16 protein-coding genes are annotated in these 17,738 nt (G+C 59.7%); 7 read left to right on the top strand and 9 right to left on the bottom strand.

Annotated elements, in window-relative coordinates; genetic code table 11:
• Positions 1-68: 68 nt before the first annotated feature.
• The 4 genes from AB5Z05_RS01565 to AB5Z05_RS01550 form a co-directional block, all read right to left on the bottom strand.
• Positions 69-932 carry a patatin family protein gene (locus tag AB5Z05_RS01565; protein ID WP_043822032.1) on the bottom strand — a complete coding sequence of 288 codons (864 nt, stop codon included), beginning with the start codon at positions 930-932 and terminating at the stop codon, positions 69-71.
• Between the two features lie 264 nt (positions 933-1,196).
• Complete coding sequence (locus tag AB5Z05_RS01560; protein WP_058057575.1) at positions 1,197-2,096, bottom strand: hypothetical protein; 900 nt, start codon at positions 2,094-2,096, stop codon at positions 1,197-1,199.
• 74 nt (positions 2,097-2,170) lie between these two features.
• On the bottom strand, positions 2,171-2,860 hold the full coding sequence (locus tag AB5Z05_RS01555) for an LrgB family protein (protein WP_005341581.1): 690 nt from the start codon (positions 2,858-2,860) through the stop codon (positions 2,171-2,173).
• On the bottom strand, positions 2,853-3,254 hold the full coding sequence (locus AB5Z05_RS01550; protein ID WP_040069042.1) for a CidA/LrgA family protein: 402 nt from the start codon (positions 3,252-3,254) through the stop codon (positions 2,853-2,855). Before AB5Z05_RS01550 ends, AB5Z05_RS01555 begins: the two co-directional genes overlap by 8 nt.
• A gap of 134 nt (positions 3,255-3,388) precedes the next feature.
• On the opposite strand from AB5Z05_RS01550, the gene AB5Z05_RS01545 reads away from it, so the two are divergent.
• Positions 3,389-4,273: a LysR family transcriptional regulator gene (locus AB5Z05_RS01545; protein ID WP_047434749.1), complete on the top strand. Its 885-nt coding sequence runs from the start codon at positions 3,389-3,391 to the stop codon at positions 4,271-4,273.
• On the opposite strand, the gene AB5Z05_RS01540 is transcribed toward AB5Z05_RS01545, so the two are convergent.
• The 4 genes from AB5Z05_RS01540 to argE form a co-directional block, all read right to left on the bottom strand.
• Positions 4,267-5,151: a transporter substrate-binding domain-containing protein gene (locus AB5Z05_RS01540; protein ID WP_368149938.1), complete on the bottom strand. Its 885-nt coding sequence runs from the start codon at positions 5,149-5,151 to the stop codon at positions 4,267-4,269. The two genes, AB5Z05_RS01545 and AB5Z05_RS01540, sit on opposite strands and share 7 nt — an antisense overlap.
• 183 nt (positions 5,152-5,334) lie before the next feature.
• A complete protein-coding gene (gene ybaK / locus AB5Z05_RS01535; protein WP_005336092.1) occupies positions 5,335-5,799 on the bottom strand; it encodes a Cys-tRNA(Pro) deacylase in 465 nt (154 codons plus the stop codon).
• 342 nt (positions 5,800-6,141) lie between these two features.
• Positions 6,142-8,775 carry a phosphoenolpyruvate carboxylase gene (ppc, locus tag AB5Z05_RS01530; protein ID WP_069528737.1) on the bottom strand — a complete coding sequence of 878 codons (2,634 nt, stop codon included), beginning with the start codon at positions 8,773-8,775 and terminating at the stop codon, positions 6,142-6,144.
• Between the two features lie 231 nt (positions 8,776-9,006).
• A complete protein-coding gene (argE, locus tag AB5Z05_RS01525; protein WP_368149937.1) occupies positions 9,007-10,152 on the bottom strand; it encodes an acetylornithine deacetylase in 1,146 nt (381 codons plus the stop codon).
• Positions 10,153-10,423: 271 nt separating this feature from the next.
• Here argE and argC point away from each other — a divergent pair, with 271 nt between their 5' ends.
• The 6 genes from argC (at position 10,424) to AB5Z05_RS01495 (ending at position 17,126) form a co-directional block, all read left to right on the top strand.
• The gene (gene argC, locus AB5Z05_RS01520; RefSeq protein ID WP_088868346.1) at positions 10,424-11,431 is read left to right on the top strand and encodes an N-acetyl-gamma-glutamyl-phosphate reductase; all 1,008 of its coding nucleotides are present in this window, start codon (positions 10,424-10,426) and stop codon (positions 11,429-11,431) included.
• Between the two features lie 22 nt (positions 11,432-11,453).
• Positions 11,454-12,233 carry an acetylglutamate kinase gene (argB, locus tag AB5Z05_RS01515; protein ID WP_323896154.1) on the top strand — a complete coding sequence of 260 codons (780 nt, stop codon included), beginning with the start codon at positions 11,454-11,456 and terminating at the stop codon, positions 12,231-12,233.
• A gap of 25 nt (positions 12,234-12,258) precedes the next feature.
• Complete coding sequence (locus tag AB5Z05_RS01510) at positions 12,259-13,170, top strand: ornithine carbamoyltransferase (RefSeq protein WP_201968011.1); 912 nt, start codon at positions 12,259-12,261, stop codon at positions 13,168-13,170.
• A 68-nt stretch (positions 13,171-13,238) separates the two neighbouring features.
• Entirely contained in the window at positions 13,239-14,474 is a 1,236-nt protein-coding gene (locus AB5Z05_RS01505) for an argininosuccinate synthase (RefSeq protein WP_033115910.1), read from the top strand.
• Between the two features lie 210 nt (positions 14,475-14,684).
• Positions 14,685-16,070 (top strand): argininosuccinate lyase, encoded by a 1,386-nt coding sequence (argH, locus tag AB5Z05_RS01500; RefSeq protein WP_368149936.1) that lies wholly within the window; start codon positions 14,685-14,687, stop codon positions 16,068-16,070.
• Positions 16,071-16,304: 234 nt separating this feature from the next.
• On the top strand, positions 16,305-17,126 hold the full coding sequence (locus AB5Z05_RS01495) for a DUF2971 domain-containing protein (protein ID WP_368149935.1): 822 nt from the start codon (positions 16,305-16,307) through the stop codon (positions 17,124-17,126).
• Between the two features lie 105 nt (positions 17,127-17,231).
• Here AB5Z05_RS01495 and AB5Z05_RS01490 read toward each other — a convergent pair whose 3' ends face one another.
• Positions 17,232-17,687, bottom strand: a complete 456-nt coding sequence (locus AB5Z05_RS01490) for a hypothetical protein (RefSeq protein ID WP_368149934.1) — start codon at positions 17,685-17,687, stop codon at positions 17,232-17,234.
• Between the last annotated feature and the right edge of the window lie 51 nt (positions 17,688-17,738).

The following is a 17,738-nucleotide window of genomic DNA, read 5'->3' as shown; positions in this document are numbered from 1 at the left end:
TACCGCACAAGCATGCAAAAGGGGAACCGCGAGGTTCCCCTTTTTATATTCAGCGCCCGGCAAACCAGTCAGGCCACCGCCCGCACCTCTCCACGGGCCCGCAACAGACTCTGGCGCCCCTGCCAGTAACCCTGCAGATAACCGGACTCCAGCTTGACCGGATCCTGGGTAAAACGGGAAACCATGAAATCGGCCGGTGGCGCGATCACCTCAATCTCGCAATCGGCAGGAGGATTGGCGATGAAATCGAGCGCTTGGTTGTAGGCGCGATCCCGCTCAAGCATGGCTTGTGCCAGTGCAGGCTGGGTTTTCAGCAAGGCTTTGACCATCCAGCAGAAACGGGCCGGCTTCTTGCGATAGCCCCAGGGCTCCGAGAGCACCACAGTCATCCGCCGCGCCCCGCGCCGATAGGCCTCGATCACCGGAATGGAGTCGCTGATCCCGCCATCGGCCATCGGGCGACCATCGACGCAGGGGGTATCGTGCTGCACCACCGGCAGGGCGCAGGTGGCGGTCAGCACCTCATCCATGTTGTCGGGCCGCACCGGCAGATAGATGGCCTTGCCGCTCGCCACATCGGTCGCCACCGCGTAGAAGGGAATGTCGCGGGCGCAGAAAGTGTCGAGATCGAGCGGGAAGTGATGGCGACTGGCCTGCCACAGCCAGCCGATGTCCACCAGATCGCCCCCTTTGACGAAACGCAGGGGATCGAGAAACCGGGAGCTGCAAGCCAGCTCGGTGATGATGTGGTGACTGCGGCGCGGCTGCTCGCTCAGATAAGAGACCAGATTGGTGGCACCGGCCGAGACGCCCATGACGAAATCGAACGGGTAGTGGTGACTTTCGACAAAAGCATCGAGCACGCCGCTGGCAAAGATACCGCGCATGGCGCCCCCTTCGACAATCAGGGCGCAAGGGTGGGGATTAAACATAACAAGGCTCCGTCAGCTGTAATACCTGCCAGGATCGATCCCGGCCCAGTGATGGACGCCTTCATGCAGAACATCAAGACGCCGCAGCAGGACGATTCAAGCCAGAAGCAGTGCAAGGGCAAACCTGAACCGTGAAGCGACCACCAGTATATGCAGCGCACCAACCTTCAAAAAATGAATTTAAATAATAAAAAACATGCCTTATTGGCATGATTTAGCACATCAGCAAAGACGGCCCTTTATCCGGTAATAGCCCCATCAGGATCAAGGCAGTCCTGGCCCGAACGTCCCGTCGACGGGGTTGTAGTGGTACGCCCGATAGTCAAAGTCCACCTTATCAAGGCGCGGATTGGCCAACTCGAACAACAGGCGCCTGGGGAGCTGCGCCTGCTCGAGGGAAGGTTTGAAGTGGCGCAGCCAGAGCTGTTGCAGCGAGCCATCCCGCCACGCCAGCTTGAGCCCGACCGAGAGGCGGCGGATGGCGGCCTGATTATCCTTGTGGGTGTAGAAGAGGTGGAGGAAGGGATAGTGCAGCGCCACTCGCCGATCCACGGTGAGGCCGGGCAGATCACTGTGCTGCTCCTGCTCGATAAAGAGCTCGTTGGCACCGCGGCAGAAGAGATCGATGCGGCCACGAGCCACCAGCTTGAACAGCCGCTCGTAACCGTCGATCTCCTGCACCTTGAAACCCCCATGACGCAGGATCTCCGCATCCTGCCAGCCACGCCCCTGCCCGTGCAGAAATTGCTGCAGCTCGGCCAGGGTATTGACCCTTGCCACTGCGTCGGCCTGCTGCGGACTGACAAAGCAGATGCGATAACCGAGGATGCCAAGCTCCACCGGAAAACGGACGTAATCCAGCGCTCCGCTCTCCGCGGCCGGACGCAGACTGTCGGCCACAAACAGATTGGGGTATTGCTGAGTCTGCACAATCTGTCGCATCCGGATACGGTTCATCGGCGGCGCGGTTCGCAGCTCGTAGTCACCGAAGCTGTCGCGGGTCTTCTCCAGCGCCAACTGCAACAGATCGCGAAAATAGAGGGTACGCAAGTCCCGATCGCTCTCGGGGCTGATATGAGTGATGACGTCGCTCGCCCTTAGGGGACTGGCAAGGAGGGAAAGGCTGCACAGCAGCAAGCAGGAAGCGAGGCGATGAAAGGTCATACTGCTCATCCTAGGAATACACGCTCACTAGAGTGTAGCGCCGGGGCGAGCAGCCTTCTAAAGGGAAGCCAGGCCTACCAGAACATCCGGCCCAGCAGGGGCGCCAGCAGCACGGTCACCATACCGGCGATCATCATCACCATGCTGGAGACCACCCCTTCTTCGTTGCCCATCTGATAGGCCCTGGCGGTACCGGCGCCGTGGGCCGAAGCACCAAAACCGGCCCCTTTGCCTAGGCGGCTGCGAATGGCCAGCACGGTGAGCACGCTCTCCCCCACCGCCATGCCGATGACGCCGGTCAGCACCACAAACAGCGCGGTGAGGTCGCTCTGACCGCCGATGGCGCGGGTCGCCTCCACTGCGAACGGCGTAGTGATGGATCGCATCGCCAGACTGCGTTGCAACATGTCGGAGAGATCCAGCCAGCGGGCCAGCAGCACGGTACTCCCCACCGCCATGATGACCGATGCGACCACCCCTACCGACAGCGACAACCAGTGGCGACGAATGAGCTGGCGGTTCTCGTAGACCGGCACCGCGAAGGCGACGGTGGCGGGGCCCAGCAGCCAGAGCAGCCAGTGGGATTCCGCCATGTAATCCTGATAGGGGATGTGGAACAGCAGCACCACGGCCACCAGCAGGGTCGGCGCCAGCAGCAGGGGCATCAGCGGCAGGATGCGTTTCTTGCCGTAGAGCCATTTGCTGGCGTAGTAGAAGAGCAGGGTGAGGGCGAAACAGATCAGCCCGAGCAGGGTATCAGACATGACGGCGACTCCGGCGGGCCAGTTTCAGTTCGAGGCGGTAAACCCGGTCCACCACCAGCGCCGTGGTGCCGAGCACCAGCGTAGTGCTCACCAGCAGCACCACCATGATGCGCCACCCCTCCTGCAACAGCAGATCCTGATAGTTGACCACCGCGACTACGGCGGGCACAAAGAAGAGCAGCATCTCGGCCAGCAGCCAGCGAGCACCCGCGCTGAACCACTCGGCCTTAACCACCCCGAGCAGGATGCAGGCCAGCAGCAACAGCATGCCGGTGAGATTGGCGGGCAGCGGCAGATGGAGGGTACGCACCGCGGTATCGGCCAGCAGCCAGATGGCTGCCAGCAACACAATCTGGAAGGGAGTCTGTAACCAGCGCAAGCAGAGGGCTTTCATGATCATCGTCTTTCTGTGAACCGGCTCACAGTATAGAGTTGAGCAAAACCTGCCAGAAATGAATTAAAATTATCGAATTCATGCCGCATAGGCATACTTCATCCCATACCCGCCAACACGAGTCGAGAGAGTCCATGGATATTCGCGCCCTGCGCTATTTTGTCGAACTGGTGCGGGAAAAGAGCTTCACCCGCGCCTCTGAAAAGCTGTTCGTCACCCAGCCCACCATCAGCAAGATGATCCGCAATATCGAGGAGGAGCTGGGCCAACCCCTGCTCAACCGGGAAGGGCGCCGCTTCACCCTGACCGACAGCGGCCAGGTGCTGTTCAACCGGGCCCAGACCATCTTGGCGGAGATGCAACAGCTGGAGGCCGAACTGGCGGATCTGCAGAGCCTGCAACATGGTCGCCTCACCCTCGGCATTCCCCCCATGGTGGGTCACGTCTATGCGGACCTGATCCGCGCCTACCGCAGCCGCTATCCCAAGGTGGAGCTGACCCTGGTGGAGTACGGCGGTCGCCGCATCGAACAGGCGGTGCTGGAGGGGGAGCTGGATCTCGCTATCACCATGCTGCCGACCAAAGAGGGGGGCGCCCTCAGCGCGCTGGAGCTGGATCAATACCCGATCCGGGTAGTGCTGCCTGATCAACCCCGCTGGCATGGCGAGGCGCCGCTGCGGCTGGAGTCCCTGCAGGAGGAGCCCTTCCTGCTCTATACCCAGGCGTTTACCCTGAGCGAGCGGCTGGAGCAGGCGTGTCAGGAGGCGGGCTTTGTGCCGCAGGTGGCGGCGCGCAGCAGCCAGTGGGATTTTCTCACCGCCATGGTGCGCAGCGGCATGGGGGTCGCCTTCTTGCCGGAGCCGGTCTGCCACCGGCTGACCCCGGATGGTCTGGTGCTGCGGCCGCTGGAGCCCGAATTGAGCTGGCGACTCGGGGTGATCTGGCCGAGCGAGCGCTATCTCTCCCGCACTGCCGAGGCCTGGCTGGCCCTCTGCCGCCAGCGGCAGGCACCTCAGTAATCGCCGAAGCGATCGGTTTGCGGATTGTAGAAGTAGGGGCGGTAATCGAAGCTGATCCCGTCGAGGAAGGGATTATCCAGCCGCAACAGTCGGCGCTGGGAGAGCTTGGCAAAAGCGATGGCCGGGCCAAAGCTCTTGCGCCACAGCGCCTGTAGCGAGCCATCCTGCCACGCCAGCTGCAACCCCCGCTCGACCCGTTGCAGTGCCTCGCGATTGTTGGGATTGGTGTAGAAGACCCGGGGCAGCGGGTAGTAGATCAACAGCGCATCATCCACCAGCAGATCCGTCATCTCCTTGTGGGTCAGCTGCTCGCTGCGCAGCTCGCTCACCCCACGGCAGAAGAGATCGAAGCGACCCCGCGCCACCATTTTGAACAGCTTTTCGTACCCCTCCACCTCCACCACCTCCATCCCGGCGTAGCGCAGGATATCCACATCCAGCCACCCCTTGCCCTGACCGAAGGTGAACTGGCGCAGCCCCTTGAGGTCAGTCACTTTGCTCACCGCCCCCTTTTGCTGCGGGCTGACAAAACAGATGCGGTAGCTGACGATCCCCAGATGGATGGGAAAACGGACATAGGCGAGCCCCAGATCCTCGCGGGTGCTGCTGTAGCTGTCCATTACAAAGAGGTTGGGATAGCTGTCGAGCTGCATGCTGACCCGCTCGCGCGCCTTGGTCATGGGCGGCGCAGGCTCCAGCAGATAATCGCCAAACTGGTCACGAGTCTTGTCGAGGGCGAGCCGCAGCAGCTCCCGATCATAAGTGGTGCGCGGATCCCGCTCGCTCTCCGGGCTGATGAAGGTAAACCGGGTGGCCGCCTGTCCGGTCAGCGACAACACGCAGAACAGAGCGACGGCCAGCAGATGCAGGGGTGACATAAACCGCGCCTTGGTTGAAGGGTTACTTTCAGTGTAGCCCTGAGCGTGGGCCCCCCACCTTGGCGCGGCCTGTGCGAGGATAAGCAACACGACAAACAGGGGGACGCGGGCAGATATCCTCACGAGTCACATCGCCCTCGGGCCACCACAGGCCCGGAGAGCAGGTTCACACCGTGCCCGGCACTACTCTTCGCCGATGGGAGCGGCGATCCACTTCATCAGCGTCAGCATATCCTGCGGCGCCACGCCGACCGAGAGGCCGCGCTTGCCGCCGCTCACCAGGATCTCGTCAAACTGCAGCGCCGATTCGTCGAGCACGGTGGGCAGCAATTTCTTCTGGGCCAGCGGGCTGATGCCGCCCACCTTGTAACCGGTCAGCTTCTCCGCTTCCGCCGGTTTCATCATCTCCACCTTCTTGAGACCGGTCGCCTTGGCCAGCTGCTTCAGACTGCACATACCGGATGAGGGAACGATGGCCACCACCGCCTGCTTGTCGTGATGGGCGACCAGGGTCTTGAACACCTGCGCCTCCGGCAACCCGAGCTGGGTCGCGGCATGCTTGCCGAAATCGTCGTGGGCTTCGCACTCGTAGGGGTAGAGCTTGTGGGGGATTTTGAGCTTCTTCAGCAGGTTGATGGCAGGAGTCATGATGGTTGCCTTGAATCGAATCGCATAAAAACAAGGCCAAACAGTCTGCGCCTGCGTGGCGAGGGATGCAAGCCGGAGGGTCAATCTGCGCTCGTCATCCGTAGGGTGCAATGAACGAAGTGAATTGCACCGCTTGCCATATCAAACGCAGGACGAGTCCGGGCAAAACACATTGTCGAGCGGTGCAATGCGCTGTGCTTATTGCACCCTACGAAATACAGCCCAAAACATGGGGGGTTCCCATCGAGCCGAATTCTGCCGGGCAACAAAAAACAAAGAGCGCCTTATCGGCGCCCTTTGGCTTGATGGATATCGCTGAAGCCTGCTGGCTTGGGCTGGCTATCAACCGGTATTGCGCATACCTGCGGCAATACCGGCGATGGTGACCATCAGTGCCTTGTCCAGCTCGGGGTGCAGGGTCTCCGGGTGGTTGCGGGAACGGTTGAGCAACTCGGCCTGCAGCACGTTGAGCGGGTCTGTGTAGGGATTGCGCAGCTTGATGGACTCCTTGATCCAGGGCTGATCCTCCAGCAGATCCCCGCGCGGGCTCAGTTTCAGCACCACCTCGATGGATTCGGCGAGCTCCTGACGCAGCTGTTTGCCAAGACCCCACAGCTCCTGCGGCACCAGACGGGTGTCGTAGTACTCGGCGAGCCAGACGTCCGCTTTGAGGAACACCATCTCCAGCATCTCAAGACGAGTGCGGAAGAAGGGCCACTGGGCGCTCATCTCTTCCAGCACGGCCAGCTTGCCGCCGTCGATGGCCTGTTGCAGCGCCTTGTGGGCACCGAGCCAGGCCGGCAGCATCAGGCGGTTCTGGGTCCAGGCGAAGATCCACGGAATGGCGCGCAGGCTCTCGACGCCGCCGTTGGGCTTGCGCTTGGAAGGACGGGAGCCGAGCGGCAGCTTGCCGAGCTCCATCTCCGGGGTGGCGGCACGGAAGTAAGGGACAAAGTCCGGATGACCGCGCACGATACTGCGGTAGTGATCGCAGGAGTCGGCGGCCAGCTGTTCCATCACCTCGCGCCAGCACTCTTTCGGCTTGGGTGGCGGCAGCAGGTTCCCTTCCAGCACGGCGCTGGTGTAGAGCTCCAGACTCTTGATCGCCACTTTCGGCAGACCGAACTTGAAGCGGATCATCTCCCCCTGTTCGGTGGTACGCAAACCGCCGCGCAGGGAGCCAGGCGGCTGGGAGAGGATGGCCTGATGGGCAGGCGCACCACCACGACCGACGGTACCGCCACGGCCATGGAACAGGGTGAGGCGGATGTTGTTGGCTTCGGCAAGTCCCACCAGGGATTCCATGGCGGCGTACTGGGCCCAGCCAGCGGCCATCATGCCCGCATCCTTGGCAGAGTCGGAGTAACCGATCATCACGTACTGACGGCCCTGAATGTAGCCGCGATACCAGTCCACCGAGAGCAGACGCTCCATCACGGCGGTGCCTGCCATCAGGTCATCCTGGGTTTCAAACAGCGGGGCGACCGGCATGCGGAACTTGCAACCCGCCTCTTTGAGCAGCAGTTGCACCGACAGCACGTCGGACGGTGCACCGGCCATGGAGATGATGTAGATACCGAACGCATCGGGGTCGTGCTCGGCGATAACCTGACAGGTATCCAGCGTCTCGCGCACCTCGGCACTCGGCTCCCAGTCGTGAGGAATGAGCGGACGGCGGGAGTTCAGTTCGTTGAGCAGGAAGGCCTGCTTGTCATCTTCGCTCCACTCGGCGTAGTCACCCAGACCCAGATAGCGGGTCAGCTCGGAGAAGACCAGCCCGTGGCGCTCACCATCCTGACGGATATCCAGCTTGACCAGATGGATGCCGAAACAGGCGACCTTGCGCAGCACGTCCAGCAGCATGCCATCGGCGATATTGCCCATGCCGCAAGCGTGCAATGAGTGGTAGCAGAGCTCCAGCGGCTCGCGCAGCTGGGCGGTAGTCTTGACCAGATCCTGGCTCTCGCTCGCCTGACCCTGCACCTTGGCAGTGAGGTGCTCCTTGGTTTCGCGCAGCGCTTCACGCAGCTCGCGCACCAGAGCACGGTAGGGCTCGGGGTGATCGCCAACGCGAGCGCGCACGGCGTCGGTACAGTCGGACATGGAGAGCTCGGAGGTAAGCTCCTTGATGTCTTTGTAGAACAGGCTCACCGCCATCCAGCGGCCCAGCTCCAGCACTTCGGCAGTCACCTTGGCGGTAACGAAGGGGTTGCCGTCTCGGTCACCGCCCATCCAGGAGGTGAACTTGACCGGCGCGGCATCCAGCGGCAGCCGCACACCCAGATGGTGTTGCAGACGCTCGTCCAGATTGCGCATGAATTCGGGAATGGCGGGCCACAGGCTGTTCTCCACCACGGCGAAGCCCCACTTGGCCTCGTCGACCGGTGTCGGGCGCTGTTCGCGGATCTCGTTGGTGTGCCACGCCTGATTGATGAGCTGCTCGATGCGATTGAGGATCTTGTCCCGCTCGCGGGGCAGCAAGTCGGAGAGCTCCAGCGCCTCGAGGCAGTCGTTGAGCTGTACGTGCTTGTGGATCAGGGTACGACGGGTCACCTCGGTGGGGTGAGCGGTCAGCACCAGATCGATATCCAGCTCGCGCACGGCCGCAATGATGGCCTCTTGTGACAGGTTGGATGCCTTGAGTTTGTCGAACATCTGCTCCAGCGGATCCGGAGTGCAGACCTGCTCTTCACAGCGACGGGAGATGGTGTGGAACTGTTCCGCCACGTTGGCCAGATTGAGGAACTGGCTGAAGGCGCGAGCCACCGGCAGCAGCTCGTCGTCGCTCAGGGTGCGCAGGGTATCGAGCAGACGTTCCCGGTCTGATTCATTGCCCTTGCGGGAGGACTTGGCCAATTGGCGAATGGTTTCGATCTTGTCGAGAAAGGCCTGACCCTGATGATCCTTGATGGATTTACCCAGCAGCTGACCCAGCATACCTACGTTGGCGCGTAGTGCGGCGTACTTTTCGTTCATTCCACATCCTTATCTTGTTGGTGCCTGACACCCATCCGGGGTGCTAGACGACCTCACTTATTGTTGTGCGATTACAACATATGCTCCGTCATCTTAGGGTGACAATCTACCCAGATTGTCTGCGCAAGGTCAAATAACAGGCCGATTCAGAACATGTATTTCCCTCACCACTCCACAACCGGCTTGTTATGTAACTTACTTACAGTTCTTACGCCCCTTTCACCGCCGCCGCTACAGGCAAAAACGTCTGATCAGGTGCTGCAACACCGAGGTGGTCGGCTTGACGAACGAGAGGTCCAGATACTCATCCGGCTGGTGCGCTTGGGTGATATGACCGGGGCCCATCACTATGGTCTCGCAGCCAAGCTGCTGGATAAACGGCGCCTCGGTGCAGTAGTTGACCGACTCGGCGGCGCGACCGCTCGCCTTCTCTGCTTCGCGCACCAGCACAGAGTCGTCGGCGCAGGCGTAGGCGGGAATGGGCTCATGCAGATGCTGCAGATGCAGGCAGCCCGGCTGGTGGATCTCGATGGGCGACAGCGCCTCTTTGAGCATCCCCATCAACTCATCCGGCCCCACCTGCGGAGTGGGTCGCAGGTCGATATGCAGCTCGCAACAGCCACAGATGCGGTTCGGGCTGTCGCCCCCCTGAATGTAACCCAGGTTCAGGGTTGGCTGTGGCACGGCAAAGCGGTGGTCGGCGTAGCGATCTTTCAGATCCTGCTGCAAGCGCAGCACCTGCCCCATCGCCTTGTGCATGATCTCCATGGCGTTGACGCCGTTGGCGGGATCCGAGCTGTGACCGCTCTTGCCGGTAATGCGGATCGCCTCCGACATATGCCCCTTGTGGGCCACCACAGGCACCAGTCCGGTCGGCTCGCCAATCACGGCGTAGTCGGGTTTCAATTCGGCCGCCGCGGCGATGGCGCGGGCCCCCGCCATGGTGGTCTCTTCGTCGGCAGTGGCGAGAATACGCAGCGGCTTGTTGAGCTTGGTGAGGTCAATCTCTTTGAGCGCCTCGACGATAAAGGCGAAGAAGCCCTTCATATCGATGGTGCCGAGGCCATAGAGGCGGTTGCCCTCTTCGGTCACCTTGAAGGGGTCCTTGCTCCAGCCCCCCTCATCGAACGGCACCGTATCGGTGTGACCCGCCAGCAGCAGACCGCCCTCCCCCTGACCGATCGTAGCCACCAGATTGAACTTGCCCGGCAGCTCGGGGAGCGCCGTTACCTCGCACTGAAAACCGAGCTGACCGAACCAGTCGGCCAGCAGCCGGATCACCGCCTCGTTGCTCTGATCCCACTTGGGATCCGTGCTGCTGATAGAGGGAATCGCAATAATATTCTTATAAAGTGAAAAAAAATCCAGATTGGCCATCAGCTCCTCCTTGCGTCCCCGGAATGTTTCTGTTAGAAAATACAAATGCAAAGTGAGTGCATGAATATTCTGTAATTTTACCTGAATATCTGGCTCATCAACAAAGGCTTCTAGTTGTAAGGGAAAGTTAATGTTCTGTCACCTGATCTATAACCGACGACACACACCCGCCTGAATTGCCCCTCCGCACTTGTGCAAAGGGGCGATCGAACACCCTTGTGCACTGCAGCGTCATGCTGTGAATCTCGAACTCTGACTTGGAATATTCAACATGCTTAACACCGTTATCGTCGGTGCCAGTGGCTACGCGGGAGCCGAACTGGCCGCACTGGTACAGAACCACCCACAACTCAAGCTGTTCGGCCTCTATGTCTCCGCCGGCAGTCAGGATGCCCACAAGCGCTTCTCTTCCCTGCATCCCCAGTGGGTCGGTGCCCTCGATCAGCCGCTGCTGCCGCTGGACGAGGATGGCATGACCCGGATCTTGACCCAGGCCGATCTGGTGCTGCTGGCCACCGCCCACGAGGTGAGCGCCGAGCTTGCACCCAAGTTTCTCGCCAAGGGGCTGCCGGTGTTCGATCTCTCCGGCGCCTTCCGGGTCAAGGATCAGGGCTTTTACGACAGCTTCTACGGATTCACCCACGACAGCGAACAGTGGCTGGATCAGGCCGTCTATGGTCTGGCGGAGTGGAATGCCGATGCCATCGCCACCGCCCAGCTGATTGCCGTGCCGGGTTGCTACCCGACCGCATCGCTGTGCGCTCTCAAGCCGCTGCAGCAGGATGGTCTGATTGCCAAGGGGTGGCAGCCCATCATCAACGCCGTCTCCGGGGTTTCCGGCGCCGGGCGCAAGGCAGCCATCAACACCAGCTTCTGCGAAGTGAGCCTCAACCCTTACGGCACCTTCAATCACAGACACCAGCCGGAGATCAGCCACCACCTCGGCAAGGAGGTGCTGTTCCAGCCCCACCTTGGCAACTATGTGCGCGGCATTCTGGCCACCATCTATGTGCAGCTGGCGGACGGCGTAACCCCCACCCAGGTGGATCAGGCCTTCCTCAAGGCTTACGAAGGCAAGCCGCTGGTGCGCCTCACCGGCCAGATGCCCTCTATTCGCGGTGTGGCAAACACCCCTTACTGCGATATCGCCTGGCAACAGCAGGGCAACATGCTGGTGGTGGTCTCTGCCATCGACAACCTGCTCAAGGGCGCTGCCTCGCAAGCCATGCAGTGCATAAATATCAAATTTGGATTTGAACCGGCCACCGGCCTGATTTAAGGACTTAGGAAGGATCTCGAACATGGACAAACAGACGTTGGTAATCAAGCTGGGCGGCGCCCTTATAGAGAACGACGAGGCGCTGACCGCCCTGTTCGCCACCCTCAAAACCTTTCTCGACGATCAGCACCGTCCGCTGGTGCTGGTGCACGGCGGTGGCTGCCTGGTGGATGACCTGCTCAAGGGGCTGGGTCTCACCTCTACCAAGAAGAACGGCCTGCGGGTAACCCCGTTCGAGCAGATCCCCTTTATTGCCGGTGCGCTGGCAGGGACCGCCAACAAGCAGATGATGGCCAAGGCGATCGCCACCGGCATTCCGGCTGTGGGGCTCTGTCTGGCAGATGGCGGCCTGTGTCAGGTGACCCAGCTCGACCCGGATCTCGGCGCGGTCGGCGAGTGCAAGCCGGGCAACCCGGCGCTGGTAGCGGGCATCCTCGGTCAGGGCTTCTTGCCGGTAGTGAGCTCCATCGGCATCACCGCCGAGGGGCAGCTGATGAACGTCAACGCGGATCAGGCGGCCACCGCCATTGCCGAGGCGCTCGGTGCCGATCTGGTGATGCTTTCCGATGTGAGCGGCATCCTCGATGGCAAGGGCAAGCTGGTGCCCCAGCTCGACAAGCTGACCGCGCTGGATCTGATGGAGAAAGGGGTAATAACGGGCGGTATGGCGGTCAAGGTAGAAGCAGCCCTGCACGCCGCCGAGACCCTCGGCAAACCGGTCTGTGTCGCCAGCTGGCGCTACCCGGATCAGCTGCTCAAGCTGCTGGCTGGCGGCGCGGTCGGCACCCAAGTCGCTATTTGATCTCCACCGGAACAAGGAACATCCGATGCAACATCTTCTGAAAGACAGTGATCTGAACAAAGCCCAAATCGAGGCGCTGATTGCGCTGGGCAAGGCAGTGAAGGCCGACCCGAAGAAGTACAGCCAGGCGCTGGCCGGCAAGAGCGTGGTCACCCTGTTCGAGAAACCCTCCCTGCGCACCCGGGTCACCTTCGACATCGGCATCGCCAAACTGGGCGGCCACAGCGTCTATCTGGATCAGCAGAACGGCGCGCTGGGCAAGCGGGAGTCGGTGAAGGATTTCGCCGCCAACCTGTCGCGCTGGTGTGATGCCATCGTCGCCCGGGTGTTCGATCACCAGACCCTGGTCGAGCTGGCGGAGCACGGCACAGTGCCGGTGGTGAACAGCCTGTGCAACCTCTACCACCCCTGTCAGGGGCTGGCCGACTTTATGACCATTGCCGAGCACTATGACGACTTGTCGAAGGTGAAGCTTGCCTACCTCGGTGATGGCAACAACGTCAGCCACTCTCTGCTGCTGCTGGGGGCGACCCTCGGTACAGACGTCACCCTCATCTGCCCGAAAGGCCACGGCCCGGATACCCAGATCTTCCTGCAGGCGCAGGCACTGGCGGCCAAGTCGGGGGCGACCATCCACATCAGCGATGACGTGGCGGATATTGAAGGGTTCGACGTGGCCTACACCGACACCTGGGTCTCCATGGGCGACAACACCCCGATGGAGCAGGTCAAAGACCTCTTTATGCCTTACCAGATCAACCAGGCCCTGCTCGACCGCACCGGCATTGCACATGTGCTGCACTGCCAACCGGCTCACCGCGAGCTGGAGATCACCTCGCAGGTGATGGATGGCCCCGCCTCCCTCATCATGGACGAGGCCGAAAACCGGATGCATATCCAGAACGCCGTGTTGCTGACCCTTCTCGGCAACAAATAACGCAGCAATCAACCTGAATCACGACCCTTTTATTGAATCATCATCGAATCATCACGGAGAGAAGTAACATGAGCGGAATCAACAAGATCGTACTGGCTTATTCGGGTGGACTGGATACCTCGGCCATCATTCCCTGGCTGAAAGAGCACTATGACGCCGAAATCATCGCCTTCGTGGCCGACGTCGGTCAGGAGCGCGACGATCTGGAAGGGATCGAGCAAAAAGCCATCGCCTCCGGCGCCACCAAGTGCATCATCAAGGATCTGCGGGAAGAGTTCGTCAAAGAGTACGTCTATCCGACCCTGAAGACCGGCGCCGTCTATGAGGGCACCTATCTGCTGGGCACCTCCATGGCCCGTCCGGTGATCGCCAAGGCGATGGTCGAGGCCGCACTGGCGGAAGGGGCCGATGCCATCTCCCACGGCTGCACCGGCAAGGGTAACGATCAGGTGCGTTTCGAAGGTGCGGTCGCTGCGCTGGCACCTCAGCTGAAAGTGATCGCCCCGTGGCGGATCTGGGATATGCGCTCCCGGGAAGATCTGCTCTCCTATCTGGAGACCCGCAACATCCCCTGCAAGGCGACCCTGAAGAAGATCTACAGCCGCGATGCCAACGCTTGGCACATCTCCACCGAAGGTGGCGAGCTGGAGAGCACCTGGAACGAGCCGTCCGAAGCGGTCTGGCAGTGGACCGTACCGGCCGAGCAGGCTCCGGATCAGCCGGAGTACGTCAAGCTGACCGTGGCGCAGGGTGAAGTGGTGGCCGTTGACGACCAGCCGCTCAGCCCGCACCAGATCCTGATGACCCTGAACGAGCGTGCTGGCAAGCACGGCGTGGGCCGCATCGACATCACCGAAAACCGGATGGTGGGGATGAAGTCCCGTGGCTGCTACGAGACCCCGGGCGGTACCGTGATGGTCGCCGCGCTGCGCGCCGTGGAAGAGCTGGTCTTGGATCGCCCGACCCGCGCCTGGCGGGAGAAGCTGGGTGCCGAGTTCTCCCATCTGGTCTATGACGGTCGCTGGTTCACCCCGCTGTGCAAGGCGATCCTCGCCTCGGCCAACGCCATCGCCGAAGATCTGGACGGTGAAGTGGTGCTGAAGATGTACAAGGGTCAGGTCACAGCGGTGCAGAAGAAGTCGCCGAACAGCCTCTACTCCGAAGACTTCGCCACCTTCGGCGCCGATGAAGTGTATGACCAGAGCCATGCCGAAGGCTTTATCCGTCTCTACACCCTGGCTAGCCGGATCCGCGCCATGAAGGAGCAGCATCAGGCCATCGGTGGCGACCATACCCACGGCTAAGCAAACGAGATAACCCGTTGATTCCGTTGAGGGGGCATGGCCCCCTCTTCTACAGGCAGAGGGCATAGCCCCTGACCCATCATCAGCGGGTGTGACAAGAGCGGCAGCGCCCCGGCCGCTTCTGTGAGATAACAGACTCGCAGAAAAACAGGGCACGATTTCAAGCTCGGTGGCCAGGGCGCCGCCGACAACGCATTCAAGGAGAGCAGTATGGCACTTTGGGGTGGACGCTTCAGTCAGGGAGCCGATAGCCGGTTCAAGCAGTTCAACGATTCGCTGCGGTTCGATTACCGGCTGGCGGAGCAGGATATTCAAGGCTCCATGGCCTGGGCCAAAGCGCTGGTGAAAGTGGGGGTGTTGACCGAGGGTGAACAGGGCAAACTGCAACAGGCGATGGAGGTGCTGCTCGCCTCGGTGCAGCAGGATCCCCAGCAGATCCTGAGCTCGGACGCCGAAGATATCCACTCCTGGGTCGAGAGCCAGCTCATCGCCGCCGTCGGCGATCTTGGCAAGAAGCTGCACACCGGCCGCTCGCGCAACGATCAGGTCGCCACCGATCTGAAACTCTGGTGCAAGGCGCAGGGCGAGCTGCTGCTCGGCTCCATCACCGCTCTGCAGCAAGGGCTGGTCGCCTCCGCCCGTGCCAATCAGGCTGCAGTGCTGCCCGGTTACACCCACCTGCAGCGGGCCCAGCCGGTCACCTACGCCCACTGGGCGCTGGCCTATGTGGAGATGCTGGAGCGGGATTACTCCCGGCTGCAGGATGCCCTCAAGCGCCTCGACACCAGCCCCCTCGGCTGCGGCGCGCTGGCGGGCACCGCCTATGCCATCGACCGTGAAGCGCTGGCGCTGGACATGGGCTTTGCTGGTGCCACCCGCAACAGTCTGGATTCGGTCTCCGATCGGGATCACGTGGTGGAGCTGATGCACGTGGCGTCCCTCTCCATGACCCACCTGTCGCGTTTTGCCGAAGACCTTATCTTCTACAACACCGGCGAGGCGGGCTTTGTCGAGCTCTCCGATGCAGTGACCTCCGGCTCGTCGCTGATGCCGCAGAAGAAGAACCCGGATGCGCTGGAGCTGATCCGCGGCAAGACCGGCCGGGTGGTCGGCGCCCAGATGGGCATGTTGATGAGCCTCAAGGCGTTGCCACTGGCCTACAACAAGGACATGCAGGAAGACAAGGAGGGGCTGTTCGATGCCCTCGACACCTGGCACGACTGCCTCGATATGGCGGCGCTGGTGCTGATCGATTTGAAAGTGAATGGCGAGCGCACTATGGCGGCGGCGCAGGGGGGTTACGCCAACGCTACCGAGCTGGCGGACTATCTGGTGGCCAAGGGGATTCCGTTCCGTGAAGCGCACCATATCGTCGGCGAAACCGTGGTCTACGCGATCCAGGTGAAGAAGCCGCTGGAGGAGCTGACCATCGGCGAGTTCCAGCGCTTCAGCCCGGTGATCGAGTTCGACGTCTACCCCAATCTGGAACTGGAAGCGACCCTGGCCAAGCGGGTCGCCAAAGGCGGTGTTGCCCGCGAGCAGGTAGAAGCGGCCCTTACCGCCGCAGAGCAGTGGCTGGCCAAGCGGGTGGGTTAAACCAACCTGCTTGTCATTCGAATAAGAAAGCAAAACGGCAACCCAAGGTTGCCGTTTTTATTAACTGCATACCCGTACAGAACTAACCATTTGCAAGCTGATATCTGAAATACTCCCCAAATTAAAACTAAAGGCAACATGTAAACTACTTCTATCTCATGATTTCCTACCCTCGATTTCCCATCTTGTTAAGTAGTACAATAGTTAACACCAAATAGATGAAGGGGTTTTCAATTGAAATTATTCCATTACACTGACTTAAATGCTCTTATATCAATATTACAACGCCAAGAAATCTGGCTGACTGACATCAGATATTTAAATGATGAAAGAGAACTTCATGAAGGGCTGGAAAAGATAAGGGACATATTAAAAAGTATACGTTCAGAGAATTTAATGGACCAAGATTATTCCTCCAAGGCAATCTCATTTCTAGACAATGTTCTAAGGGAACATACTGAATTCATATATGTTGATGATTCTATTTTTGTTTTTTCATTGAGCAATCAACCAGATAGTTTGAGCCAATGGAGAGCTTATGGAAAATATGCAATAGAGTTTGATGTTCAAGAATTATCAACGCAGATAGGTGACATCCAAAAATGCAGCTATAAAAATAGCCTACATGAAAAAAATCTATTGGAGAAAATAACATCTGCAATTTCAGGCACAGCAGAAGATATGACCACCAATGATGGTTGTGTACATAAAGGAATGGATATTGCGAGTCAGTTAATTAGCTTGGCAGCGACCATAAAGCATTCAGGGTTTGAAGATGAGCGAGAATCCAGAATTATTTTATCTACAGGTGAATATGGTTGCGAGAGGAAAATAAATTATCGCACAAGAGGAGATGTGTTAATTCCATATATTTCGTTGCCAATAAGCTTGGATTGCATAAAATCAGTTACCGTTGGCCCACTCAGAGAACAGGATATGGCATTCAACTCTCTGTACGAATTCATAAAGAGAATAGAATACTCTTACCAATCTGAAACTGGGAATTTAGAGTTCGAAATTGACGTATTGAAATCACAAATTCCATTTCGTGGGTAAATAGAATATTCAACGTATAATGTCATGTATACGTGATGAATCTCTACAGAACTGTAACTAAAACAGCTACCTACTAGTCGTTATGTAGCGCTTACATATGCTCATTTAAGCGCTGGCATTTAGCAGCTTGCCAACCCCATCGCCCTTGCCATTGGGCAGGGTCTGTTTAAAGGCGCCGAGCAGCTGATCGAGGTTGAGATCGCTGGTACCGAGGGAATCCTTGAGGGTATCGAGTTCGCTTTGCAGCGCATCGAGGCGTGTACTCTGGGTGCCGCTCGCCAGCTGGTTGCGGGCAGCATCGATGGCGGCAAGGAGGGATTGGCCGCCATTCTCCTGCCCCAGGGTCTGCATCAGCTCCCCCATAAAGTGGTTGATGGCCGAGCGGTTCTGTTCGCTGTCGGCATCCTTGATGCCGAGTCGCTGGAACAGACTCTGGACGGTCGGGGCGAGGTGCTCTTCCTGCACGGCAGGCTGCACAGGCTCGGGTTTACTACTACTGCTGAGCAGTTGACTGCCCAACTTGAGGGCGATCGAGGCAAGGGGAAGCAGGGTACTGATCATGATATCTCTCCGCGACGGCAGCCCTTGGTTGTGTTGCAAAGAGGTGTGCAT

The organism is Aeromonas sp. R2-4, from assembly GCF_040908365.1.
Lineage (GTDB): Bacteria > Pseudomonadota > Gammaproteobacteria > Enterobacterales > Aeromonadaceae > Aeromonas > Aeromonas veronii.
This window is presented reverse-complemented; position numbering and strand designations above follow the sequence as displayed.